At 72.1% G+C, this 24,772-nt stretch carries 20 protein-coding genes; 9 read left to right on the plus strand and 11 right to left on the minus strand.

Annotation, left to right across the window (positions count from 1 at the left end; all coding sequences use genetic code 11):
• Window positions 1-146 precede the first annotated feature (146 nt).
• Complete coding sequence (locus tag C4U03_RS32335; RefSeq protein ID WP_103943371.1) at window positions 147-1,004, plus strand: universal stress protein; 858 nt, start codon at window positions 147-149, stop codon at window positions 1,002-1,004.
• Between the two features lie 28 nt (window positions 1,005-1,032).
• Here the strand turns inward: C4U03_RS32335 and C4U03_RS32340 are convergent, their stop codons facing one another.
• The 5 genes from C4U03_RS32340 to C4U03_RS32360 form a co-directional block, all read right to left on the minus strand.
• Window positions 1,033-3,693 (minus strand): bifunctional acetate--CoA ligase family protein/GNAT family N-acetyltransferase, encoded by a 2,661-nt coding sequence (locus C4U03_RS32340; protein WP_103943373.1) that lies wholly within the window; start codon window positions 3,691-3,693, stop codon window positions 1,033-1,035.
• Window positions 3,694-3,834: 141 nt separating this feature from the next.
• A complete protein-coding gene (locus tag C4U03_RS32345; RefSeq protein ID WP_146087598.1) occupies window positions 3,835-5,031 on the minus strand; it encodes a hypothetical protein in 1,197 nt (398 codons plus the stop codon).
• A gap of 216 nt (window positions 5,032-5,247) precedes the next feature.
• Window positions 5,248-6,423 (minus strand): zinc-dependent alcohol dehydrogenase, encoded by a 1,176-nt coding sequence (locus C4U03_RS32350; protein ID WP_103943377.1) that lies wholly within the window; start codon window positions 6,421-6,423, stop codon window positions 5,248-5,250.
• Entirely contained in the window at window positions 6,420-6,962 is a 543-nt protein-coding gene (locus C4U03_RS32355) for an SRPBCC family protein (protein ID WP_103943379.1), read from the minus strand. Before C4U03_RS32355 ends, C4U03_RS32350 begins: the two co-directional genes overlap by 4 nt.
• A 225-nt stretch (window positions 6,963-7,187) precedes the next feature.
• Window positions 7,188-7,643: a MarR family winged helix-turn-helix transcriptional regulator gene (locus C4U03_RS32360; RefSeq protein WP_103943380.1), complete on the minus strand. Its 456-nt coding sequence runs from the start codon at window positions 7,641-7,643 to the stop codon at window positions 7,188-7,190.
• A gap of 155 nt (window positions 7,644-7,798) precedes the next feature.
• On the opposite strand from C4U03_RS32360, the gene C4U03_RS32365 reads away from it, so the two are divergent.
• Window positions 7,799-9,244 (plus strand): MFS transporter, encoded by a 1,446-nt coding sequence (locus C4U03_RS32365; protein WP_407701464.1) that lies wholly within the window; start codon window positions 7,799-7,801, stop codon window positions 9,242-9,244.
• A 69-nt stretch (window positions 9,245-9,313) separates the two neighbouring features.
• On the opposite strand, the gene C4U03_RS32370 is transcribed toward C4U03_RS32365, so the two are convergent.
• From C4U03_RS32370 to C4U03_RS32385, 4 genes are read right to left on the minus strand one after another with little or no spacing between them, the layout of a single operon-like run.
• Window positions 9,314-10,684, minus strand: a complete 1,371-nt coding sequence (locus tag C4U03_RS32370; RefSeq protein ID WP_103943382.1) for a cytochrome P450 — start codon at window positions 10,682-10,684, stop codon at window positions 9,314-9,316.
• Between the two features lie 52 nt (window positions 10,685-10,736).
• Entirely contained in the window at window positions 10,737-11,063 is a 327-nt protein-coding gene (locus C4U03_RS42900) for a ferredoxin (RefSeq protein WP_327374088.1), read from the minus strand.
• Window positions 11,042-11,902: a mycofactocin-coupled SDR family oxidoreductase gene (locus tag C4U03_RS32380; RefSeq protein ID WP_103943385.1), complete on the minus strand. Its 861-nt coding sequence runs from the start codon at window positions 11,900-11,902 to the stop codon at window positions 11,042-11,044. The genes C4U03_RS42900 and C4U03_RS32380 overlap by 22 nt, the downstream gene beginning before the upstream one ends.
• A 41-nt stretch (window positions 11,903-11,943) precedes the next feature.
• Window positions 11,944-12,786 (minus strand): NAD(P)-dependent oxidoreductase, encoded by an 843-nt coding sequence (locus tag C4U03_RS32385; protein WP_103943387.1) that lies wholly within the window; start codon window positions 12,784-12,786, stop codon window positions 11,944-11,946.
• Window positions 12,787-13,365: 579 nt separating this feature from the next.
• Between C4U03_RS32385 and C4U03_RS32390 the strand changes: the two genes are divergently transcribed.
• Window positions 13,366-14,184 carry an NAD(P)-dependent oxidoreductase gene (locus C4U03_RS32390; RefSeq protein ID WP_103943389.1) on the plus strand — a complete coding sequence of 273 codons (819 nt, stop codon included), beginning with the start codon at window positions 13,366-13,368 and terminating at the stop codon, window positions 14,182-14,184.
• A gap of 120 nt (window positions 14,185-14,304) precedes the next feature.
• Here the strand turns inward: C4U03_RS32390 and C4U03_RS32395 are convergent, their stop codons facing one another.
• Complete coding sequence (locus C4U03_RS32395) at window positions 14,305-15,483, minus strand: NAD(P)/FAD-dependent oxidoreductase (RefSeq protein WP_200827620.1); 1,179 nt, start codon at window positions 15,481-15,483, stop codon at window positions 14,305-14,307.
• 197 nt (window positions 15,484-15,680) lie between these two features.
• Between C4U03_RS32395 and C4U03_RS32400 the strand changes: the two genes are divergently transcribed.
• Together C4U03_RS32400 and C4U03_RS32405 are read left to right on the plus strand one after the other, a co-directional pair.
• Complete coding sequence (locus C4U03_RS32400; RefSeq protein WP_103943393.1) at window positions 15,681-17,357, plus strand: thiolase C-terminal domain-containing protein; 1,677 nt, start codon at window positions 15,681-15,683, stop codon at window positions 17,355-17,357.
• A gap of 78 nt (window positions 17,358-17,435) precedes the next feature.
• Window positions 17,436-17,951, plus strand: a complete 516-nt coding sequence (locus tag C4U03_RS32405; protein ID WP_103943395.1) for a DoxX family protein — start codon at window positions 17,436-17,438, stop codon at window positions 17,949-17,951.
• Window positions 17,952-18,009: 58 nt separating this feature from the next.
• Here the strand turns inward: C4U03_RS32405 and C4U03_RS32410 are convergent, their stop codons facing one another.
• Window positions 18,010-18,588, minus strand: a complete 579-nt coding sequence (locus C4U03_RS32410; protein WP_103943397.1) for a TetR/AcrR family transcriptional regulator — start codon at window positions 18,586-18,588, stop codon at window positions 18,010-18,012.
• A 564-nt stretch (window positions 18,589-19,152) separates the two neighbouring features.
• Here C4U03_RS32410 and C4U03_RS32415 point away from each other — a divergent pair.
• The 4 genes from C4U03_RS32415 (at window position 19,153) to C4U03_RS32430 (ending at window position 24,764) form a co-directional block, all read left to right on the plus strand.
• Window positions 19,153-20,412: a lipase family protein gene (locus tag C4U03_RS32415; protein ID WP_235018284.1), complete on the plus strand. Its 1,260-nt coding sequence runs from the start codon at window positions 19,153-19,155 to the stop codon at window positions 20,410-20,412.
• 450 nt (window positions 20,413-20,862) lie between these two features.
• Window positions 20,863-22,407: an LVIVD repeat-containing protein gene (locus C4U03_RS32420; RefSeq protein ID WP_200827621.1), complete on the plus strand. Its 1,545-nt coding sequence runs from the start codon at window positions 20,863-20,865 to the stop codon at window positions 22,405-22,407.
• A complete protein-coding gene (locus tag C4U03_RS32425) occupies window positions 22,404-23,072 on the plus strand; it encodes a DUF305 domain-containing protein (protein WP_103943403.1) in 669 nt (222 codons plus the stop codon). Before C4U03_RS32420 ends, C4U03_RS32425 begins: the two co-directional genes overlap by 4 nt.
• A gap of 78 nt (window positions 23,073-23,150) precedes the next feature.
• Window positions 23,151-24,764, plus strand: a complete 1,614-nt coding sequence (locus C4U03_RS32430; protein ID WP_103943405.1) for a GMC oxidoreductase — start codon at window positions 23,151-23,153, stop codon at window positions 24,762-24,764.
• Window positions 24,765-24,772 lie beyond the last annotated feature (8 nt).

Genomic DNA, 24,772 nt, shown 5'->3' on the forward strand with positions numbered 1-24,772 from the left:
GGCTGCCGCCGGGGCGCGCCGCCCGGCCCGAGGTCCCGTTGCCGGGCCGGAAGACCCGCAGGTAGGAGGCCAACGGCCCGAAGAGCGACGCCCGATCCGGGGCATGGAGTGGCCTGACGGGGAACGGGCGGACAGAGGAGGCCGCGATGGGCCGCTATTCACAGGTGCTCGTCGGCTACGACGGCACGAAGGAGAGCGAGCGGGCCCTCAGGTGGGCGGTGGAGGAGGCCAGGCGGCGACGGCTGCCCCTGACCGTGTGCCATGCCTGGCGCTGGCCCTATCCGATCAGCTACATCGACTACGAGGGCGCCGCGATCATCAAGCGGATGGGGGAGAACCTGCTGCGTCACGGAACGGCCCTGGCCCAAAACCTGGCCCCGGGCGTGCCGGTGCGCCACCGCCTGATGGACGGGCCCACCGCGTCCGCGCTGCTGCACCACGCCGATGACGGGCTCATCGTCATCGGCTCCCACGAGCAGAGCGAGCTGCCCGTGGGGTCCTCGGCCCTGCAGATACCGGCGCGGGCCCGCTGCCCGGTCATGGTGGTCCGCGACCCGGCGCAGGCGACCGAAGGGCGCGTCGTGGCCGGGGTGGACGGCTCGGCCGGCGGCGAGGCGGCCCTGGAGTTCGCCTTCGAGGAGGCCGCGCTGCGCGGATGGCGGCTCGACGCCGTCCACGGATGCTGGGAACCCGCGAGCGTCGCCGACAGCGAGATAGCGCTGTTCGCCGACAAGGTCACGCTGGAGCACGTGTGCGGCGCCAGGCTGCAACGCGCCGTCGCCCCCTGGCTGGTGAAGTGCCCGCAGGTGAGCGTACGCACGTTCATGCCCATGGAGGAGCCGCGCAGGGCGCTCCTGGACGCCGCCGAGGGCGCCGACCTGATCGTCGTGGGCGACCGCGGCGAAGGCGGCCTGCACCCCCAGCTTCTGGGCGCGACCACGCTTGCGATGCTCCAGCTCTCGCCCTGCACGGTCGCCGTGGTGCATCCCCTGCACCGGACTTGAGCCGAGCAGACCCGCGACGGCGGACATCTCAGCCGAGGGCACGGTCGATCGGCGATGGCGCCGGTGGGGGAGGAGCGAGGCGGATGCGCGCGTCGACGGTCACCGTGCCGCCGGTCGTGACAATCACCGGGTTGAGGTCGAGTTCGGCGATCTCGGGGTTGTCGGCGACCAGCCAGGCCACCCGCGTCACCTGGTCCTCCAGGGCGGACACGGCGGCGGGCGGACGGCCCCGATAGCCCGACAGCAGCGGGGCGCAGCGCAGCGAACGGATCATTTCGCCCGCCTCTCCCGCGTGGAGCGGCGCCGCGCGGAACACCCGGTCGCCCAGCAGGTCCGCCGCCGTGCCGCCCATGCCCACCATGATCAGCGGGCCGAACGCGGGGTCCTCCAGCGCGCCGACGATGACCTCGACGCCCTCGCCGGCCATGCGCTGCACGACGGCACCGGTCATCGCCTCGCCGAGGGCGGCGGCCATGCTCCGATAGGCGTCCCGGACCTGCTCGGGCGTCTGCAGGCCCAGCCGCACGCCGCCGACGTCGCTCTTGTGGACCAGGGCCGGGCCGGTGGCCTTGAGCGCGACCGGGCAGCCGGTCAGCGCGGCGGCCTCGACGGCGCACTCCGCCCCGTCCACGCTGATCGTTTCGACCATGGTGATGCCGTAGTGATCCAGCAGCCGGTGGGTCGTCTCCGGGTCCAGCCAGCGGCCCGCCGGGGCGAACCGCAGCTCCGCCTCGATGAGGGAGCGGGCCTGCCGCCGCCGTACGCCGTCCGGCTCGGCCGCCGGGGCCGTGGGCCGGCTCCGCCATTCGGCCTGGTCCACCGCGTGCCGCAGCGCCGTGACCGCCTGCTCGGGGTAGGCGTAGGCGGGCACCTGGACGGTACCGTCGTCGATCAGGGAGTCCTCGCCGACGACGCAGGCCAGCACCGGCTTACCCGATCCACGCGCCGCCGCGGCGATCGCCGCCTTGGAGGCCTCGGCGCCGGAACCGAACGGCGGGGTGTAGACGGCGATGACCGCGTCGATCCCCGGGTCGTCGAGCACGACCCGCAACGCCTCGGTGAGCTGGGCCGCGCCGCCGTCGGCGGTCAGGTCCACCGGGTTGGCGACCGCCGCGGACGGGCCCAGGGCCTCGCGCAGCGCGCGCCGGATCGGCTCGGCCAGCTCGGGAACCTCCAGGCCGAGCGCGGCGCAGGCGTCGGCCGCCAGCACGCCCGGCCCCCCGGAGTTGCCCACCACGGCCACCCGCCGTCCCCGCGGGAGCGGCTGGTGCGCCAGCAGGCGGGCGGTGTCGAGCAGGTCCCGCACCGTCTCGGCGCGCACCACCCCGGCGCGGCGCAGCAGCGCGTCCACGGCGATGTCGGAGGTGGCCGCGGCCGCGGTGTGCGACCGTACGGCACGGCCGCCCGCGTCCGACCGGCCGCTCTTGAGCGTGACGACGGGCTTGCGGGCGCCGACCCGGCGGGCCAGCGTGGCGAACTTGCGCGGGTTGCCGAACGACTCCAGGTACAGCGCGATGACGGAGGTATCGGGGTCGTCCTCCCAGTACTGCAGGAGATCGTTGCCGCTGATGTCGGCCTTGTTGCCGGCGGACACGAAGCCGGAGACGCCCAGACCGGTCGCGCCCGCCTGCTCCAGCAGCGCCAGGCCGACCGCCCCCGACTGCGACATCACCGCCAGTCGCCCGCGCGTCGGCATGGCGGGCAGGAAGCTGGCGTTCAGGCCCTCGGCGGTGTTGACGATGCCCAGGCAGTTGGGGCCGACCAGGCGCATGCCCGCGTCGCGGCAGATGGCCAGCAGCTCGGCCTCCCGCCGGGCGCCCTCCCCGCCGGTCTCGGCGAACCCGGCGGTCACCACGACCAGGGCCTGCACCCCGTGCTCGGCGCATTGGCGGGCCACCTCCGGCACCGCCTCGGCGGGCGTCGCCACGACCGCCAGGCCCACCTCACCGGGGATCGCCGACACACTGGGGAAGGCGGGAAGACCGAGGATCTTGTCGGCGTACGGGTTGACCGGGTAGATCGGCCCACGGTAGCCGCCGTTCAGCAGGTTGCGCAGGATCCGGTGCCCCACGTTCCGCGGGTCGCGCCCGGCGCCGATGACCGCCACCGAGCCCGGCCGCATCACCCGGCGCAGCGACGCCGCCCCGGCGGTGTGCTCGCGCGCCTCGATCGCGGCGGTGAGCTCGCCGGTGCACGCCAGCGGGAAGCGGATGTCGTACTCGCGGCTCCCGGACCGCCGCACCTGGAACCCGGCCGTGGCCAGCAGGGTCGTCATCGCCGTGTTCTCCGCCAGCACCGTGGCGGTGAACTCGGTGATCCCGTGGGCGGACGCCTCGATCGCCAGCTGCTCCAGCAGCAGCGTGCCCAGGCCCCGCCCGTGCATCCGGTCGTCGACCAGGACCCCGATCTCCGCGCTGGTGCCGCCGCCGGCGGGGATCAGCTCCGCCAGGCCCATCATCTGGCCTCCCACGAGGGCGACCAACGCGTGCCCCGGCCAGCCGTCGCCGGTGAGCCGGTCGATGTAGGCGTGCGGGGTGCGCAGGCCGCCGGTGAAGAAACGCAGGTACGCCGACTGGTCGGAGAGCCGGTCCACCAGACCGTGCAACGCCGTGCGATCCGACCGCGCCAGCGGGCGGATGTGGACCATCGAGCCGTCCCGCAGCAGTGCGTGCTCACCGGCGTCGGTCATGGGAGCCGACATCATCTGCCTCCAAGGGCGCGAAGGCGGCCCGAGGTCTCGGACCGTTGCCGCCTCCACGACATCAGCCGGGTAGATCGCGACGGCAGGGGCGAAGGTCCCCAGGACGGATGTTCCCTCTCCGGTCCGGGCTCAGGCGAGCAGGCGCTGGACGAAGAAGACGATGAGCGAGGCGAGGATGCCGGTGACGTACTGCAGCAGGGTGGCGGTGCGGATCGGCAGGTGGCGCAGTGCGCGGAAGTGGGCGTACACCGCGAAGGCCCGGTCGAGCTCCGGGTGCGGCAGCAGGTCGCCGGGCGGGTGGGTCACCTGCGCCATCAGCGGGTTGACGATGTGGTCGATGTGCCGGCGGACGAGCCGGGACAGCGTGACGTACGGCTGGATCCCGACATGGATGGCGGTGACGGCGGCGAAGACGGGCAGGCCGATGGCGAAGCCCTGCATCAGCGGCCCCGGCCGGTCGCCGGTGACGGCCAGGGTCGACAGTTCGACCAGGAGCACGCCGAGCGCCATGCAGACGGCGACCCGGGCGTAGACCCGGCACAGCTGCACCACCGCCGGGGTGTGCGCCGGGTCGATCCAGGTCATCTGGAGGCCCTCGCAGCGGTACAGGCGCAACGGGACCTCGGCGATGGTGTACAGCCAGTACACGACCTCGCCGCCCATCAGGCCCGTCCACGCCGCGATGAGGTAGGTCCACACGCCGGCCGGCAGCGCGTCGCCGTGCTGGTGGGAGAGGGCGAACACCAGCAGGGCGGCCGCCCCGGCGCCGGCTCCGCAGGCCGACAACTGGGGCAGGAGCCGGAGTCTGCCGCGCAGCCAGCCGATGAAGTCGTCCCGCTGGGGCGAGGGCGCGAGCAACTGGGCCGTGCAGTCGGCCAGGGAAGGGGCCCACTGCCAGGCCGTCCAGCCCAGGGCGAGCATGGCCACGCAGGTCAGCGTGGTGGCCAGGGCGAACAGGTGGCCGGTGCCGCCGTGCAGCGGATCGGTGCCTTGGACGGCCCACGACAGCAGCGCGAGCAGGTACGGCCACGCCCCCATGACCAGTACCGAGACCGTGGCCGCCGCCCAGTTCACGGGGCCGGGCAGCCCGCCCGCGACCAGCCGGGCCAGCACGACGACCAGCACCCGGGAACGCCCGCGCGCCACGAAGCCGCGCAACTGGTGGCCGCAGTCGTCGGCCGCCTCGGGCACGGCCCGCCGGTCGGCGGCCCGCAGGCGGCTGAGTAGATCAGGCGGCTCCCCCGCCCGCGTGGCGTCCGGCTCCACCGCCGACCGCGGCTCGGGTACTGGCTGCGCGTCCATCAGGGACCCCTGCGCTCGGGTCATCGCTCCGATCCGACTGTGACGGGCCGGCGGCCCTCACACAACGGATTCACCGGAAACGGCAGACCCCGGACAGGGTCCGCCGCCGGAAACGCGGGGGAGCCGCACGTCTCGGTGGCCGGAGGGGTACGGGCGAAGGCGGTCTCGGCCGTGGAGACGGCCGCCGGTGCCGGCGGTCTCCGGCACGCGGCGAAAGCCCGGGAGTACCCGTGCCTGGTGTCAGGGCTTGAGGACGATCTTCTCGCAGTTGTCCCGCTTGCGCTTGAAGATGTTGTAGCCGTGCGGCGCCTCGTCCAGCGGCAGGGTGTGGGTGATGATCCGGGTCGGGTCGAGCTCCCTCCGCTCGATGCGCTTCAGCAGCGGCTTCATGTACCGCTGTACGTGGCACTGCCCGGTGCGCAGGGTCAGCGAGCGGTTCATCCACGCCCCCGCCGGGAACTTGTCGACCAGGCCGGTGTACACGCCGATGACCGAGACCACCCCGCCGTTGCGGCACGCCAGGATCGCCTGCCGCAGGGCGTGCGGGCGGTCGGTCTCCGCGCGCACGGCCTGCTTGATCCGGTCGTAGACATGGATGTGGGCGCTGCCGTGGGTGGCCTCCAGCCCGACCGCGTCGATGCACTTGTCCGGCCCGCGCCCGCCGGTCAGCTCCAGCAGCGCCGAGCGGATGTCGACCTCGCTGAAGTCGACCGTGGTGTGGCCGGCATCTTCGGCCATGCGCAGCCGGTAGGGCTCCCTGTCGATCGCGATGACCTGGGCGGCGCCCAGCAGCCGGGCGCTGTCCATGGCCAACTGCCCGACCGGGCCGGCGCCCCAGACCGCCACCACGTCGGTGGGCCGGATGTCGCACATCTGCGCGCCCATGTAGCCGGTGGGCAGGATGTCGGACAGGAAGAGGACCTGCTCGTCGGAGAGGTCCCCGTCGACCTTGAGCGGGCCGAAGTCGGCGAACGGCACCCGCGCGTACTCGGCCTGGCCTCCGGCGAAACCGCCGGTCAGATGGGAGTAGCCGAAGATCCCCGCGGTCGGGTGGCCGAACATCTTCTCCGCGACACCGGCGTTGGGGTTGCTGTTCTCGCAGCAGGAGTACAGTTCTGCGGCGCAGGCCGCGCAGACGCCGCAGGCGATCGGGAACGGCACCACCACCCGGTCGCCGACCCGCAGCCGGCCCGCTTCCACGCCGGGGCCGACCTCGACGACCTCGCCCATGAACTCGTGACCCATGACGTCGCCGTCCTGCATCGTCGGCACGTACCCGTCGAGCAGGTGCAGGTCCGAGCCGCAGATCGCGGTCGAGGTGATCCGCACGATCGCGTCCCGGCTGTTGAGGATGCTGGGGTCGGGCACGTCGCGGACCTCGACCTTGTTGCGCCCGGCCCAGGTGGTGGCCTTCATGTCCGCGCCTCCTGTGCCAGCTCGTCGGGCGGCAGCGGCTGCGCCGGCCGCTGCGGGAACTCCTTGCGGGCGCGTTTGCCCCAGGGGGCGCCCTCGGAGCGCATCACCTCGCCGATCTCCATCACCTGCTTGAGGCGCCGCAGGTCGTCGTCGAGCTGCTGGTGCGGTTCCTCGCCGAAGTACTCGGCCACCGCCTTGCCCAGGTCACCGCCTGGAATGTCGTAGCTCAGCAGCACATGCACCTCGGTGCTCACCCCGTCCGGGGCCGGGACGAGGCGCACCCGGCCGGTGTTGGGCACGTCGGCGTCGGCGGACGAGCGCCAGGCGACCAGCTCGTCCGGCACCTCCTCGATGACCTCCGCGTCCCACTCGATCGCGCTGCCGAACGGGGCGCTCGCCTTCCAGTGGCTGGTCCGGTCGCCCGTTGACCGCACCTCCTCCAGGTGCGCCATGAACATCGGCAGGTTCTCCAGGCGCAGCCAGAAGGCGTACACCTCCGCGGCGGGCTTGCGGATGGTCGTTGTGGCCGTGAGCTCCATGACTTCCCCCGATCCCCCGGTCGATATCCGCTCCAGGCCGCCGTACCCCTCCTGAGGGAGGAAATCGTCCGTCACCTCGGCACCGGGTAGCTGATCTGACGGCCGCACGGTGCCGGAACGATGCCCTGGGGCGCCGGGCCCTTCGCCCGGGAGGACCGCGGGTGGCCACCGCCCTGACGTACGGCAGGTCGTACGGACGTGGGGGAGGGCGTGGACGTGGGGCGGTCAGGGGCGGGGCCAGGGCTTCCCGGTGAGGCGCTCGATGTCGATGTTGAACCGCCTGAGGTAGGCGGCGAAGGCGGCGGCGTCCTCGGGGGCCCAGTCGGCCAGCACCTTCTCCAGGCCCCGGATGTTGCCGGCGCGCTCGCTGTCGAGGCGGTGCCTGCCCTCCTCGGTGATGTGGAACTTGCGGGCGATGCCGCCCTCGGGGTCGGGGATGCGCTCGACCAGCCCGGCGCGCAGCATGGCGGAGGTCTGCCGGTTGAGGGTGGAGGCGTCCAGGCCGAACGCCTCGCTGAGCTGCCCGATGGACATCGGGCCCTCCAGCTGGATGCGGTTGAGCAGCAGGTAGGCGCTGCGGTCCAGATGGCGGTCGCCGCGGATGGCGCGGACCATGGTCGTGTCGCGATGCCGCCCGATCAGCATGGTCTCGAACTCGATCAGGTGCATGGGCTTGTCCATGCCCGGCCTCCTCCCGGATCCCCGCGCCCGGCGTGCCGTCCTGCGCGTTCACCCCAGGTTTACCACAGGGAATGTGCATCATGCACATGATGTGTATGATGCACATGCCATGCATGATGCATGTTGTTTCGTTCGGTGAGAATGAGGGGGACCACGTGGAGGATTCCACGTCCGCCGCGCACTCCGGCAGAATCGTCGGCGTGCTGGCGGTGGCCGGCATCGTAGCCGCGCTCATGCAGACGCTGGTGGTGCCGTTGATCGGCGAACTGCCGCGGCTGCTGCACACCAGCGCCTCCAACGCGTCCTGGACGGTCACCGCCACACTGCTGGCAGGGGCGGTCGCCACCCCGGTGATCGGGCGGCTCGGCGACCTCTACGGCAAGCGCCGCATGCTGCTGGTCTGCTCAGTGCCGCTCATCGCGGGCTCGGTGGTCTGTGCGCTGGCCGGCTCGGTGATCCCCATGATCGTCGGGCGTGGTCTGCAGGGCGTGGGCATGGGCATGGTCCCGCTGGGCATCAGCGCGCTGCGAGAACTGCTGCCGCCTCAGCGGCTGGGCTCGGCGATCGCGCTGATCAGCTCCTCCATGGGCATCGGCGGGGCGCTCGGCCTGCCGGTCGCGGCGGCGGTCGCCGAGAACGCGAGCTGGCGGGCGCTGTTCTGGGGCTCGGCCGCGCTGAGCGCGCTGGTGGCCGTGCTGATCTGGAAGCTGGTGCCGCCCACGCCCGCCCAGGCCAGCGGACGCTTCGACCTCGTCGGTGCGCTCGGCCTGGGCACCGGGCTGGTGTGCCTGCTGCTGGGCGTGTCCAAGGGCGCCGACTGGGGCTGGACGAGCGGCACCACCCTGGGGCTGCTGGCGGCCGCGCTGCTCGTCCTAATGGTGTGGGGCTGGTGGGAGCTGCGCTCCGGCGACCCGCTGGTCGACCTGCGCGTCACCGCACGGCCGCAGGTGCTGCTGACCAACGCGGCCTCGGTGGTGGTCGGCTTTGCGATGTACGCCCAGGCGCTGATCGTGCCGCAGCTGCTGCAGCTCCCCGAGGCCACCGGGTACGGCCTGGGGCAGTCGATGCTGGCCGCCGGTCTGTGGATGGCCCCGTCGGGCCTGATGATGATGGCGGTCTCGCCGCTGGGCGCGCGACTGTCGGCCGCCCGCGGCCCCAAGGTCACCCTGTGCGCCGGCAGCCTGGTCATCGCGCTGGGGTACGGGTCCTCGACGGTCCTGATGGGGTCGGCGTGGGGCCTGATGATCGTCACCTGCATCTGCAGCGTGGGCGTCGCGCTGGCCTACGGGACGATGCCCGCCCTGATCATGAGCGCGGTGCCGCCCTCGGAGACCGCCGCGGCCAACGGCTTCAACACCCTGATGCGCTCCATCGGCACCGCGGTGTCGGCCGCGGTGGTCGGGGTGGTGCTGGCCCAGATGACCACCACGCTGGGCGGGTACACCCTGCCGTCGGAGGACGGCTTCCGCGCCGGCATGCTGATCGGCTGCGGCGTCGCGTTCCTCGCCGCGCTGATCACCCTGGCCATCCCGGTCCGCCCGGCTGCCTCCGCGTCCCGGCAGGTCGCCCCCGCCGAGCCGAAGGCCGCGTCCCTGACCTGACGGTTCCCGCGGAAGGGGCCGCCCGCCCCGGAGGCGGGCGGCCCCTTCGGCCGATCCCGGAGACGGGGATCAGCCGGAGATCTTCGCCTGCGCCTTGCGGACCGTGACCGGCTCGGCGAGCCGCTGCTCGTCGCAGATCTGCTGGACCTTCTCCAAGGTCTCCTCCAACCCGGCGCCGAGCCTGGGCCCCGGGGTGAAGGTCGCCGGGAGATGGCGCATCCCGTTGATGACGCCCACCGTGTCGTAGTGCACGGTGCCCTCGGGATCGCACTTGTAGTCCGGCATCCGGTCGAGCACCTGGACGACCATCCGCTTGAACACCGTGCGCGCGACGTTGGAGCCGATGCAGCGGTGGATGCCCAGCCCGAAGCTGGCGTGCCGGTTGCCCTTGCGGGCCAGGTCGACCTTGTTGGGGTCGGGGAACACCGAGGGGTCGCGGTTGGCCATCGCCCACGACAGCCACAGCCGCTCGCCCTCCTTGAACCGCGTCCCGGCGATCTCACAGTCGGCGGAGATGGTGCGCCCGTCGCCCACGGCCGGAGTGAAGAACCGCAGGAACTCCTCGGTCGCCGGGTTCAGCAGCGTGTCCCGCTCCCGGCTCAGGTGCTCGCGTTCGGCGGGGTTGTCCGACAGCCATTCCAGCGAGCGCGCGGTGAGCGCCGTCGTGGTGTCGAAGCCGCCGCCGATGATCAGGGACAGGATGCCCAGGAGCTCCATGTCGTCGGCGATCTGGCCGTTGATCTCCGTGGTGACCACGGCGTTCACCAGCCCGGGCCGGGGGTTGGCCCGGATCTCCGCCATCTGGCCGTACAGGTGCCGTCCCATCTCCTGGTGCAGCTGCGCGACCCGCACCGCCTCGGGGGTGTTCGGCCGCGTGTAGACGGCGGCGTGCACCGGCTCGTTGTAGACGGTCCAGTCCTTGACCGGGATGCCCATCATCGCCAGGGTCAGCACGGCGGGCACGATGTTGGCCAGGTCGTCGACGAAGTCGATGCGCCCGGACTCGATCCGCTCGTCCAGGCAGGCCCGCGTCACCTCGTCGATCACCGGGATCCACCGGCTGACCGCGGCCGGCGACAGGTACGGGTTGAGGGCCTGGCGCCAGTAGCGCTGCTCGGGCGGGTCCATCTCCAGGAAACCGCCGCGAACGGTCGACATCCGCTCCGGCGTGGGGATGGAGATGCCCTTGTAACCGCGCCGCTCGCCCTTGAGGTCGTTGTCGTTGGACAGGTACTCGGCGGAGCGGGCCAGGTCGAAGACCTCACGGTGCCCGGAGGCGACCCAGTGGCCGCCGTAGGTGTCCGACCACGCGACCGGACACCGGCCCTGCATCTCCTCGGTGATCTCCTCGAACTTCCGGCGGTACTCGGGCGTGTGCCGGTCGAAGTGGTAGCGGTTGCTCTTGCGCTCGTCGTCGTTCACGACGTCTTCCGTGCTCACGGGCAATGCCTTCCTGTCGGCGGACGGAGGAAAGGACGCGGACTCCGGCGCCTCAGTCGATGGTGGAGATCGCCCGTTCCGGGCAGGAGTTGACGGCCTCGATGACCTGCGTCTCCTGGCCGGCGGGCACCTCTTCGTCGATGACCTCGGAATGGCCGTCGATCTCACGCAGCCGGAAGACCTCTGGAGCGATCATCGCGCACAGCGTGTGCCCTTGGCAGCGCTCGGAATCGACCCGCACCTTCACTGGTTGCCTCCTGTCTCGAAGAACTCTTCGCACGGACCGCGCCCGCCGCCCGCCTCCCCGTCGCGGCGGGCGGCGCGGCGACCGCGTGCTCCTGGTGGGCTCCTTGCGGACTACTTGTGGAAGTCGTGCCACTTCAGGTAGCCGCCGGCGTCCACCCGCATCTGCATGCCGGTCACGTACCGGGCCTCCTCCGAGGCGAGGAAGACGATGGCGTTGCTGACCTCGACCGGCTCGATGTAGGGGACCGGCATGGCCTGCTGCACGTAGAAGGCCGGCTCGGCGTCCTGGCGGGTCGGCTTCTCCAGGTCCGGGCGGAAGGAGCGGTACATCGGCTCGCTCTGCAGCATCGGCGTGTTGCAGTTCGTCGGGTGCACCACGTTCACCCGGATGCCCCGGGGGGCGAGGTTGCGCGCGATCTCGTGCGCGTAGTCCGCCAGCGCCCGCTTGGAGAACGCGTAGCCGGCGCCGCCGGGGTCCGAGCCCGGCGTCTGCACGATGCCGTGGTCCATCAGCGCCGCGGCCGAGGCGGTCACGATGATCGAGGCGCCCTCCGACAGGTGCGGCAGCGCGGCCTGCACGGCGTTGATCGACCCGATCAGGTTGACGTCGATCACATCGCACCAGGCCTGCATCGGCGGCTGGCCCTTGAGCGTGGCGATCCCGGCCTGCGCCACCACGATGTCGAGCCTGCCCAGCTCCCGCACGCCCTGCTCCAGCGCCTGGCGTAGCTGGGCGGCGTCGCGCACGTCGGCCTGCACCGCCACGATCCGCCGACCCTGCTCCTCGACCAGCCGGACCGTCTCCTTGAGGTCATCGGGCGTGGCCATCGGGTAGCCCACCGTCTCGAAGTCCTGGCAGATGTCGACCGCGATGATGTCGGCGCCCTCCTCGGCCAGCCGCACCGCGTGGCTACGGCCCTGGCCGCGTCCCGCGCCCGTGATGAACGCGACCTTTCCCGCAACACGTCCCATCAGTGATGTCCTTTCCTGTCGATCTGCCGCTCGGCCCGCGTTCACCGGTCCGTCCCTTCCTGAGGGACGGACCGTCCGGCGGGCCGCACCGCATCTGCCAGAGTGCCGAGCGCCTCGTCCAGGACGCCGAGGTCGCCGCCGAGCTCGGCGGCGACCTTCCTGGCGACCTCCACGTCCTTGCCGACGAAGTCGCCCACCGCCGCGGCGAACGCCGCGACCGAACCCCTTGCCGCGACACCGGCCAGCGCGCGGCTCGCGGAGCTGCCATGGGGGAGCGCGCCGAGGAGGGCCGCCTCATCCACGCCCAGTTGCGCGCCGAGCCGGACCGCGTCGGCCAGCAGCCCGAGTTGCGCCGCGAACAGCGCGTTGTTGACCAGCTTCACCCGCTGGCCGGCGCCCGTCGGGCCGACGTGCAGCACCGGGTCGCCGTAGCTGCGCAACGCGGGCCGGACCCTGGCCACGGCGTCGTCGGCGCCCCCCACGAAGAGGGTCAGCCGGCCTGCCGCGATGTCGTGCGGCCCGCCGCTGACCGGAGAGTCGACCACGTGGACCCCGCGTGAGGCGGCACGGGCCGCGAGGGTCTCGGCCGTGCCGGGGCTGCCGGTGGTGTGCACGACGAGGACCGACCCCTCCGGCATCGCGGTGAGCAGCCCGCCGTCGAGGCAGACTTCCCGCACCTGCTCGTCGGTGAAGACGCACACCACTACGGCGTCGGCCCCGCCGGCGACCTCGGTGACCCCGGCGAGGGCCTGGACGCCCTCCTGGGCGAGCGCCGCGCGCGTCTCGGCCGACCGGCCCAGCACGCGGACCTCGTGGCCCGCCTCGATGAGCCGGTGCACCATCGGGCGGCCCATCCGCCCGGCCCCGATGAATCCGAGGCGCATCACGATTCCTCCTCATGAGCGGCCGCCGCCTCGCACTCCGCGCGACCACTCCGGCCCACCCGGTGCGGGCCCGGCCCGGCCCCCTCGGCGACGCGAAAAACGTCGACGACCTGGTGGTTCGCCCTTCCGGGAGACCCAGGTCACAGCGCGATGCTACGCATACTCAGTCGTTTAGGCAATCATTCATTGGAATGAACCATTGTTCATAAAATCGAACCATGATTCGCTCGTTCGGTGGGGACCACGGTGCCCGATGCGCCGCCTCAGGAGCGCCCTGGCCGGGTTCGGGCTGCTTGACTCCATGACGCGGCACCTGGTTTCCTTCGCCGTGTGCCGGCCACCGGTGCGGGGCTGACGTGGCACGATCCCCCGACGACGTAGCAGCCATGTCCCGGCCCATCCGATGCGCGGTACCGCCGGCTGGGCACGTGGGAGGCGCATCCCCGGGCCGGGGCTCTCGCGTTCACCCACGCCAGAAGGAGGACCCATGAGCGGACCGGACATGAACGGACCCTTCGATCCCAACGGCGGCACCCCGGCCGTCACCGTGCGCAGGGCGCTCGGGCAGGGAGGCCGCTGATGCGCGTCGGTTTCATCGGCCTGGGCAGCCAGGGCGCCCCCATGGCGCGCCGGATCATCGACGCGGGCTACCCGATGACGTTGTGGGCGCGGCGGCCCGCCTCGCTCGAACCGTTCGCCGACACCTCCGCGGACGTCGCCGCCTCACCTGCCGAACTGGCCGCCGCCAGCGACCTCGTGTGCGTCTGCGTGGTCAACGACGCCGACGTGCAGGAGGTCGTCACCGGCGAGCGGGGCGTGCTGGCCGGGCTGCGGGAGGGCGGTGTGATCGCCGTGCACAGCACCGTGCACCCCGACACCTGCCGCAGCCTGGCCGAGCAGGCCGCCGCCCACGGCGTCTCCCTGATCGACGCGCCGGTGAGCGGCGGCGGCCCGGCGGCGGCCGAGGGCCGTCTGCTGGTGATGGCGGGGGGCGACGCCGAGACCGTCGAGCGGTGCCGTCCGGTGTTCGCCACCTACGCCGATCCCGTCGTCCACCTCGGCGATCTGGGATCCGGGCAGCTCACCAAGGTGCTCAACAACCTGCTGTTCACCGCTCACCTGGCGACCGCCGCCAGCGTGCTCTCCCTCGGCCGGGACCTCGACGTCGATCCCGGCCGCCTCGCCGAGGTCCTCTCCCACGGCAGCGGGGCGAGCTTCGCGCTGGGCCGGGTCGCCGCCGCCGGCGGCACGCTGGAGCGGATGGCCTCCCATGCCGGGCCGCTGCTGCAAAAGGACGTCCGGCTGGTGGCCGATCTCGCCGAGGCGGCCAAGGCGACGCCGGGCACCGTGCTGGAGACCGCCGACGCCGCCTTGGCGCTCATGGGCCACCGGCGCTGAGATCCGTCTCGGAGATCTCGGGAAGACCGGGCACCGGGCCCGTCGCCGGGACGTGAGCACGTTCCGGCGACGGACCCGGTCGCATGGGGGCCAGGGAGTCCCCTCCCGGTCACGGGACGCTCAGCGCTGCGCCGCCTGCTGTTCGAGCAGGCGCTTGCGGTAGGGGAGGATGAGCGTCGGCGCGTTCCAGCCGAGAACGCCGGTGATCTCGCCGTCCGTGCGGTACACGGCGACGAACTTGCCGCCGTCCACCGAGCCCTCCTCGACGGTCACCTCGCTGCCCTCGGGCAGGATTCCGTGGGCCTGGATCTTGACCTCGTACTGGTCGGTCCAGAAGTACGGCAGCGGAGAGAACGGCTTCACGTCGCCGTGCAGCAGGTTGTGCGCCGCGGCGGCCCCCTGCTCGGTGGCGTTCATCCGGTGCTCCAGCCGCATCCGGCGCCCGTACCGGGGGTTGATCCAGGAGGCGACGTCGCCCGCCGCGTAGATGCCGGGCGCGGCCCGGCAGTACTCGTCGCATTCGACGCCGTCGCCGAGCGGCAGCCCGGAGCCGCTCAGCCACTCCACCGCGGGCACCGCCCCGATGGCCACCAGTACGCAGTCGGCCGGCAGGACGGTGCCGTCGGACAGGGCGACGGCCGTGACCTGGCCGTCCTCGCCTTGCAACCCGCCGACGCCGGCACCGGTGCGTACGTCCACGCCGCGGTCGCGGTGCAGCCCGGCGACGGCGGCGGCGACCTCGGGGCCGACCTGGCGGATCATGGGCTGGGGGAGGGGATCGACGACGGTGACGTCCAGCCCCATGCCGCGGGCGGAGGCCGCCACCTCCATGCCGAGGAACCCCGCGCCGACGATGACGACCCTGCGGCAGGCCCGGAAGGCGGTGCGCAGCTCGACCAGGTCCGGATGGCTGCGCAGAACGTGCACCCCGGCCAGGCGGTGCCCCTCCGGAAGGCGGCGGGGCTGCACGCCGGTGGCGATGACCAGGCCGTCGAAGGCGAGGTCGGACCCGTCGTCCAGGCGCACCAGGCGACGCTCGGCGTCCAGAGCGCAGGCCCGGCCGTGGAGCAGGCGGACGTCCAGGTCGGCGTAGTGCCCCTCCTCGCGCAGCCGGGTCCGTTCGTCGTCCCAGGCGCCGGTGAGGACCTGCTTGGACAGCGGGGGACGGTCATAGGGCAGCGCCGGCTCCTCACCGAGCAGCACCAGGGAGTCGCCGTACCCCTCGCGGCGCAGGGACTCCACGGCGGCGACACCGGCCGCCCCGCCGCCCACCACGACGACGTTCTGCATTGATCTCATGGGCCTGACCTCTCGGGATCGACTCCGGCAGGGCGCGCGCACCCGGCTCTCGGCGCCGCCCGTCCCGCCTCGGGCCCCTCACTGTTCACAGGGATACCCTCCATCAGTACACTGAACGACGCTAGAAAAATTGAACTGCGGTTCACTATCTCATCACGTCCGGCCGGCATGGCGGCGGCGTGGAGCGAGGAGACGACGTGGCCGGACCCCCGGGACGCCCCCTGCCGCTGCTCACACAGGAGAACGAGTTCTTCTGGACCTCCGGGGCGGACGGCCGGTTGCGCTTCCAGGAGTGCGAGTCGTGCGCGGCGCTGATCCACCCGCCGCAGCCGGTCTGCCGGTACTGCCGGGGCACCCGGATCGGGGTGCGCGTCGTCTCCGGATACGCGACGCTCGTCGGCTTCACCGTCAACCACCGGTTCAGCCTGCCCGGGCTGCCGGCGCCCTACGTCGTGGCACAGGTCGCCATCGAGGAGGACCCCCGCGTCAGGCTCACCACCAACGCCGTCGAATGCGACCCCGAGCGGCTCGAACTGGGCATGCGGATGGAGGTCGTCTTCGAGCAGGTCGAGGACGTGTGGCTGCCGCTGTTCCGCCCCGCCGCCGAGCAGGACGAGCAGGGCGAACCGGGAGAGCGGGCCGGGCTGCCGCCGGACGAGGTCGAGCCGGACCAGATGCGGCGCCACGTGCGCCCGATGGCCACGCCGGACAAGTTCGAGGACAAGGTCGCCGTCACCGGTATCGGGATGTCGCAGCTCGGGCGCCGCCTGATGGTCCCGCCGCTGTCGCTGACCGTGCAGGCGTGCGAGCGTGCGATCGCCGACGCCGGCCTGACCATGGACGACATCGACGGCCTGGCGACGTACCCGGGGGCCGGGCAGTTCGGCGGGTTCGCCGAAGGGGGAGTGACCGCGCTGGAGGCCGCCCTGGGCATCCGGCCGACCTGGCACAACGGCGGCGGCGAGACGTTCGGCCCGGGCGGCTCGCTGATCGCGGCGATGCTGGCGGTCGCCGGCGGGCTGGCCCGGCACGTGCTCTGCTTCCGGACCCTGTGGGAGGCCACGCACGGCGAGCTGATACGGCGCGGCAAGATCACCCCGGGCACCGGCCGTACGCCGAGCTGGATGATGCCCTTCGGGGCGACGTCGGCGGCGCACACCCTGGCCATGAACGCCCAGCGGCACTTCCACCGGTACGGCACCACCCGCGAGACGCTGGGCTGGATCGCGCTGAACCAGCGCGCGAACGCGGCGCTGAACCCGACGGCGATCTACCGCGACCCGATGACGATGGACGACTACCTGAACGCCAGGACCATCACCACGCCGTTCGGGCTCTACGACTGCGACGTGCCCTGCGACGGGGCCATCGCCGTGATCGTGTCGGCCGTGGACGCCGCGCGGGACCTGGCCAAGCCGCCCGTCCTGGTGGAAGCGGTCGGCACCCAGATCATCGAGCGGATCGAGTGGGACCAGAGCACCTCCACCCACGAGCCGCAGGTCCTCGGGCAGGCCGCCCACCTGTGGTCGCGCACGTCGCTGCGCCCCTCCGACGTGGACGTGGCCGAGCTCTACGACGGCTTCTCCTTCAACTGCCTGTCGTGGATCGAGGCGCTGGGCTTCTGCGGCATCGGCGAGGCCAAGGACTTCCTCGACGGCGGCAAGAACATCGCCCGCGACGGCCTGCTGCCGCTGAACACCCACGGCGGCCAGCTCTCCCACGGGCGCACCCACGGCATGGGGCTGATCCACGAGGCGATCGTCCAGTTGCGCGGCGAGGGCGGCGAGCGGCAGGTGCCGGGCGCCCGGGTCGCCGTGGTCAGCAGTGGCGGCCTCACCCCCAGCGGGGCGATCCTGTTCAGGACGGACACATGAGGCCCGGGCGCGCGTTGCCACGGACCCGCCACGGCGGGAACGTGCCCGCACCGGCGATCGAATTGGCGGGAGAGTGATATGGCGGACGCCGATGTCGTCGCGCTGCTGCTCGTACGGCTGGTCGTGGGCATCACCATGATCGCGCACGGGCTCAACCACTGGCGGGGTGGTGGCCGCATCGAGGGCACCGCCCGCTGGTTCGGCGGGCTCGGCCTGCGGCACGGGAAGCTGCAGGCGTGGATGAGCGTGGTCACCGAGATCGGCGCGGGCGCCCTGCTGATCATCGGCCTGCTCACGCCGCTGGCCTGTGCCGCGGTCATCTCCGTGATGCTGGTCGCGGGCCTGCTCGCGCACCGGCCGAACGGGTTCTTCGTCTTCAAAGACGGCTACGAGTACGTCCTCGTGCTCGCGGTGACCTCGCTGGCGCTGGCGATGCTGGGGCCGGGGAAGCTGTCGGTGGACGACGCCGCCGGGATCGACGTGACCGGCTGGGCGGGCGGCGGCATCGCGCTCGGCGTGGCTGTAGTGGCAACGGCCGGCCTGCTCGCGACGTTCTGGCGCCCGCAGCCCAAGGAGGCCGACCAGCCCGCCTGACGGCCCCGCCACACCGCACCGACCGGCCGTTCCCTCCACGGGGGGAACGGCCGGTTCCTCACGGGTGTGCGGACGCCGGTGCTCTGAGGCGGAGGATGCGGCGGGCCGTGCCGAGCAGGTGGCGGCGCAGGGTGCCGTCGTCGAGGCCGGCCAGGCGGGGGTCGGTGCCCATGATCAGCAGGCCGCTGACCATGGCCGCGTTGACCAGCGCCTCGGGGTCGGGCTCGGGGCCGGCCAGCAGCCGGGTGATCCGCTCCTCGATCGCCTGCAGGGTGGGATGGCCGCGGACGAGCCGGATGATGGCGGGGTCGGACTGCAGGACGCTCGTCAGCCGGCGGTTGTCCACGACCAGGTCGACCAGGCCGGACAGGACGGTCTCCACCCGCTCGGACCGGCGGCGCCGCCCCTCGGCCGTCTCGGTGATGTGGGCGAGCCGGTCCAGGGCCGGTGCGATCACCGCCCAGACGAGGTCGTCCTTGGTGCGGAACTGGTGGTAGACGGCGGCCTTGGTCACGCCGAGCTCGTCGGCGATCATCTGCAGGGAGGTGCCGCTGACACCGTGCTGGGCGAACAGGTCCAGCGCGACGGTCAGCAGCCGTTCCCGGGCCGTTCCCGCGCGCTGTTTCCGGTGCACCATCACCGGAACCCTACCAACGTCCGGTGCCCGTACCGACGCTCTCGCGGGCGGCCCGGACGGCACGCCGGCCTGTGCACCGGGGGACCCGCCTGGCTAGCCGTTCGACTATAGAAAACATAGCCGAGCGGCTAGCAAACTTGTCAGCCATCTACTAGGAGCGCGCTGGCCGTCCCGCTACCGTGAGATCACCTCGGCGCTGTCTCCCGAACGCCGTGGGCGACAGCCGCCCGGGACCGCGCGGATTCTTGCGTGTCCGCGTTCCTCTGCGGGTGCCGTCTTTGTGGAAAGGGTCTTGCGGAGGCCCCGGGAAAGCCATCGGCTGCGTTTTTCGTTTGCCCGGGAACAAATCTGCTCCGCGCCTTGCCCGGGCTCTCTGTTCTTGATGTGCAAGCAGCTCAGAGTCTTGCTGAGGTAAGCGCTCCGGGTCGGCGCGAGCCTGCTTTCGTCCCTTCCCCGCGCCGTCGAGCCCAATGAAATCCGGGTCTTGTCGGCGACCGAATCAAAACGTACGTTACTCGCGGGAAACATGCCGTCGAGGAACGACGGCGGAAGGGACGCAGAGAAATGAAGATCCCACCCCCCGGAACCGCGTCTCGGCGCCGTTCCCGCCTGCGCCCGGCCCTGCGCGCCGCATCGGCGGCCGCGCTGAGCGCCGTGCTCATGCTCACCGGCCTCGTCGCGGGCGCCACGGCGGCGCAGGCCGCCCCCACCCCCTCCGAAGACCCCTTCTACACGCCGCCGGCGCCACTGCCGGCGGGCGGGCCCGGCACGGTCATCCGCTCACGGGAATCGCGCTTCTCCGCCGACTCCACCGTGAAGTCCTGGCAGGTGCTCTACAAGTCCGAGTCGGCCACCGGCGCGTCGATCGCGGTCTCCGGGACGGTCCTGGTGCCGGGCGCGCGGTGGACGGGCCCGGGTCCGCGCCCGCTGGTCTCCTACGGTGTCGGCACCCGCGGCATCGGTGACCAGTGCGCGCCCTCCTACACCCTGAGCGGAGGCTTCGACTACGAAAGCGGACTGATCAACCAGGCGCTCCAGAAGGGCTGGGCCGTCGCGGTCACGGACATGGAGGGCCTGGGCACCCCCGGAATGCACACCTACGAGGTGGGCCGTTCCCAGGGCAAGGCGGTGCTCGACATCGCCCGCGCCGCCCAGCGGCTGCCCGGCACTGGGCTGACCACCGCCACGCCGGTGGGGCTGTGGGGCTACTCCCAGGGCGGCACCTCCACCGGCTGGGCGGCCGAGCTCGCGCCCACCTACGCTCCCGAACTGTCCCTCAAGGGAGCGGCGGCCGGTGGAGTCCCCGCCGACCTCATCGTGGTGGCGCGCTACCTGGACGGCGGCCTGGGCATGGGGCTGGCCTTCACGGCCGCCGTCGGCTACGACGCCGCCTACCCCGAGCTGAACCTGGCGGGCTACCTCAACGACGCCGGCAGGGCGCTGCTCGCCAGGGGCCAGAGCCTGTGCCTGGTGAGCGCCGACGGGATCTCCACCTACCTCGGGACCGCCTTCAAGCGCATCTCCGACTACACCACCACCGACCCGCTGGCGACCCCGGCCTGGCAGCGGCGGCTCAACGAGAACAGGCTCGGTTCGGCCGCCCCCGCCGTGCCGGTGTTCCAGGGGCACGCGCTCTTCGACGAGATCATCCCCCTCACCCAGGCCGACCGGCTGCGCCGCGACTGGTGCGCCAGGGGCGCCAACGTCACCTGGAAGGTCTACCCGCTGGCCGAGCACGCTCTCGGGCTGGTCGGCAGCATGCCCGACGCCCTGCGGTTCCTGGCCGACCGCTTCGCCGGCACGCCCGTCCGGGGCAACTGCTGACCGCAGGCGCGCAGGTCCGCCGCCACCGAAAATGAACTAGTCGACCGGCTAGCCATGAGCTAGCTGGTCGGCTAGTCGGAAACTAGCCGATCGGCTACACTCCCGGCAGTCGCGTCAATCGGTACCCCCGATCCGCGACGGCTCTCACCCACGGCGGAGAGCCGCCACAAGGCGTGCGCCGTTTCGTGCTGTCATTTTTCTCATTGCCCAGGGAACGGCCCCGGGCGGTGTGGTGAGGGCGAGCGGCGACTTGGTGGGCCCTTGCGGAAATCCGCTGGGGGCGGCAATGGCCGGTCGCGTGTTTCTACAGGTCAGAGTGTATTTAATGCATCCCTCCCGATGGTCGTTCCGGAGCCGTCCCGGCGGGAGGGGTGTTCGAGAACAAGGTCTTGTCGAGAAGTAATAAGTCGTTTATGTTACTCGCGGAAAATGTGGCTTCGGGGAGGTTCGATGAGCTCAGTGGACCGTGCGGAAATGCCGACCACCGCCGGCGGTCGGGGCACCGGTGAGCGAGATCCCCGGTGGAGCCGGCGCACGGGAGTCCGGGTGGCCGGGGCACTGGCCGTGGCCGCGGTCACCGTGTCCCCGGTGGCCGGCGGCGTCGAACGGGCCGCGGCGGTCGCACCGGTCGACACGAAGGTGCCCCGGGCGAACTGCGGGCCCGGCTCGTCACCGGAGACCGGCCTGCAGGGCCAGGTGCCGCTGGCCGACCGCAAGAGCGGACGCAGCCAGCGCGGCTACTGGTGCAACCTGGAGCTGGTCAGCCGGTACCAGGGGCAGGGCCAGGGCACGGTCGGCGCCTCCTACGGCAAGTGCCAGTACCTCGGGACGATCCTGCCGAGCGCGGTGACGGCCAAGCGGTCGGGCGTCAACGTCATCGACATGTCCGACCCGCGCAAGCCGAAGCTGACCGACTCCCTGGTCAGCCCGGCCACGCTCGGCGGGACGTGGGAGACGCTCAAGGTCCACGAGGGCCGGGGGCTGCTGGCGGCGGTGTCGGTCGGCCTGCTGAGCGGCGGGTTCTTCGTCTCGGTGTACGACGTCAAGACCGACTGCGCCCGCCCCCGGCTGCTCAACGGAATCCACGGGACGAAGCTGACGATGCCGGGCCTGTTCCCCGGCCACGAGGCGGGCTGGTCGCCCGACGGGCGCACCTACTGGACGACCGGGACGGTGGGCGGCACCATCGCCGCCCTCGACATGACGAACCCGCGCAAACCGCAGGTGATCTACAACGGGACGACCGGCATAGCCAACCACGGCATCGGCGTCAGCCGCGACGGCAACCGGCTCTACGTCGCCGACCTGCCGGCCGGCATCATCACCTACGACGCCAGTGACGTCCAGCGCCGCAAGCCGCACCCCCGGCTGCGCCTCATCTCCAAGACGAGCTGGGACGACGGCCTGGTCACCCAGCACGCCATCCCGTTCGTCGACCGGGGCAGGCCGTACCTGGTGGCGGTCGACGAGCTGGGCTCGGGCGGGGTGCGGATCCTGGACGTCTCCAACGAGCGGCGGCCGGTGACGGTCCGGCAGCTCAAGCTGGAGATCAACCGGCCCCAGCACCGGAAGGCGCGCGGGGCCGACACCGAACGCAACGGTATCTTCGGCTACGACGCGCACTACTGCTCCCTGGACCGCCTGACCGACCCCACGGCGCTGGCCTGCGGCTGGACGCAGTCGGGGATCCGGGTGTTCGACATCCGCGACCTGAAGCGGCCCCGCGAGATCGCCTACTTCAACCCGCCCGCCCAGGTCGGCAAGCGCAGCCGCCTGGTCAACTCCGCGCACGCGTTCGTCCCGTTCGGCGCGCACTTCTCCGACATCCGCGAGGACTATCCCGACAAGCCGCCGCTGTACCTGGGCGAGACGGACATGACCGCCGACTGGTGCATGTCGCCGCCGCGCTTCGACGGCGGCCGGCTGTGGGTGTCGTGCGACGACAACGGCGCGCTGCTGCTGCGCTTCACCAACAACGCCTACCCCCTGCGATGAGCCGGCGGCACCTCGCCGGGCGGGTGCTGTCGGCCGCCGGGCTCATGGTGATCGGCGCCGTGGCGGCGATGCTGCTGCTCGGCGCCGGCCGCGCCGCGGACCGGGCGCCGATCCCGGCCGCCGGCCCGGTCGACGTCGGGTTCAGCCAGGACATGATCGCGCACCACCAGCAGGCCGTGACGATGGCCCAGACGGTGCGCGGCCGGGTGAGCCCGCCGGTCGCCCAACTGGCCTCCTCCATCGAGCTCAACCAGACCAGGGAGATCGGCCAGTTGCAGGGCTGGCTGATGCTCTGGAACGCCCCCCAGGTGCCCTCCGGCCCGCCGATGACCTGGATGGCCGCCGACCGCGCCGGTCACTCCGGCCACCGCCGCGCCACCGACGCCGACGTCGTGATGCCGGGGATGGCCTCGCAGCAGGAGGTGAACCGCCTCGGCGAGCTCACGGGCGAGGACGCGGACGCGTGGTTCCTGCAACTCATGATCCGCCACCACCAGGGCGGCCTGGCCATGACCACCGCCGCGGCCCGCGACGCGACGAGTCCCCAGGTCCGTGCGCTGGCCACCCTCATGACCACCGAACAGCACAAGGAAGTCGCCACGATGGCCGGTCTGCTCGACGCACTCGGCCGGCGCCCCCTCCCCGCGCCCACCTCCCACAGGTGAGCCCCGCCGGGCGGCGGCCCCGGCCGGTTGAGTTCGCGGCCGCCGCCCGATCCCACCACGGATGACTTGGAGCCCCCCATGAACGCTTCCCCCGACCCGGCGCCCGCTTCGGGTGTCGGCCGCCGGCAGGTGCTCGGCGCGACCGCCCTCGGCGGGCTCGGCCTCGCGCTCGGCCCCGGCAGGGCGCAGGCCACGACGGTCCCGACCAGGGTTCCGGTGACCGAGCAGCGCGAGCGGGCCGTCGTCGTCGGCTCCGGCTTCGGCGGGGGAGTGACCGCCCTGCGGCTGGGCCAGGCCGGGGTGAGGACGCTGGTCCTGGAGCGCGGCGTCCGATGGCCGACCGGCCCCAACGCCGACACCTTCTGCCGCTTCGAGAACATCGACAACCGCTCCGCCTGGCTGACCCGCCGCAGCAACCTCCCGGGCGTCATCAAGTTCTGGGAGCCCTACACGGGCATCATCGAGGCCATCGACGGCAACGGCATGACCATCAACTGCGCCGCCGCGGTCGGCGGCGGCTCGCTCAACTACCACGGCATGTCGCTACAGCCGAACCGGGCGAACTTCGCCGCCTCGATCCCGCTGCTGGCCGACCACTACGACGAACTGGACCGGACGCACTACCGCACCGTCGCCAGGATGCTGGGACTGTCCACCATTCCCGACGACATCCTGGCCACGGATCCGTACAAGTCGTCCCGGGTGTTCCTGGACGTCGCCCCCAAGGCGGGCCTGGAGACGTTCATGGTGCCGCTGCCCATCGACTGGAGCTTCGTCCGCGGTGAGCTGGAGGGCAGGTACAAGCCCACCTACCTCACCAGCGACATCGCGTTCGGGGTCAACAACGGCGGCAAGAACTCGATCGACGTCACCTACCTCGCCGCCGCCGAGAGCACCGGCAACGTCCAGGTGGCGCCTCTGCACATCGTCCGTGACGTCTCGCTGGGCGCGGGCGGGCGCTGGGTGCTGCACGTCGACCGCATCGACACCGGCGGCAAGGTGCTGGAGAAGAAGCGCATCACCGCGGACGCGGTGTTCCTGGCCGCCGGCTCTCCCGGTACGACACGGCTCATGGTCAAGGCCAGGGCCAAGCGCCTGATCCCCGACCTGCCCGACGCCGTCGGCACCCGGTGGGGCAACAACGGCGACCGGATCTACGAGTGGGTCGGGCTGGACGCCGATCTCGGGACCCGGCAGGGCGGCCCGGCCTGCGTCGGCGGCTTCGACCCGAACAGCCCGATCCCGTACACCATCATCCACGCGGGGCAGCCCATCCAGATCGGCGGCATCACGATGATGAACGTCGTCGGATTCGGGATCAACAAGCCCGCCGGCACCTGGTCCTACGACGTGCTCCGCGACGACGCCAAGCTGACCTGGCCGTCCAGCGGCGACGCCGACCTGCAGAAGCTCATCAAGGCCCGGGTGCAGGAGTTCACCAAGGTGCGCGGCGGGGTGATGATCGACACGAACGCCCTGGGCGCCTCGACCTGGCACTCCCTGGGCGGGGTGCCCATGGGAGACGCGGTCGATCTGCACGGCCGGGTCCTGGGGCACCGCGGCCTCTACGTGATGGACGGCGCACGCATCCCGGGCTCCACCGGTGCCTGCAACCCGTCCATGACGATCGCCGCCCTGGCCGAGCACAGCATGGCCACCATCGTCCGCGAGGACATCGGACGGGTCTTCTGACCAGGCCC

The organism is Thermomonospora echinospora (assembly GCF_900108175.1).
Classification (GTDB): domain Bacteria; phylum Actinomycetota; class Actinomycetes; order Streptosporangiales; family Streptosporangiaceae; genus Thermomonospora; species Thermomonospora echinospora.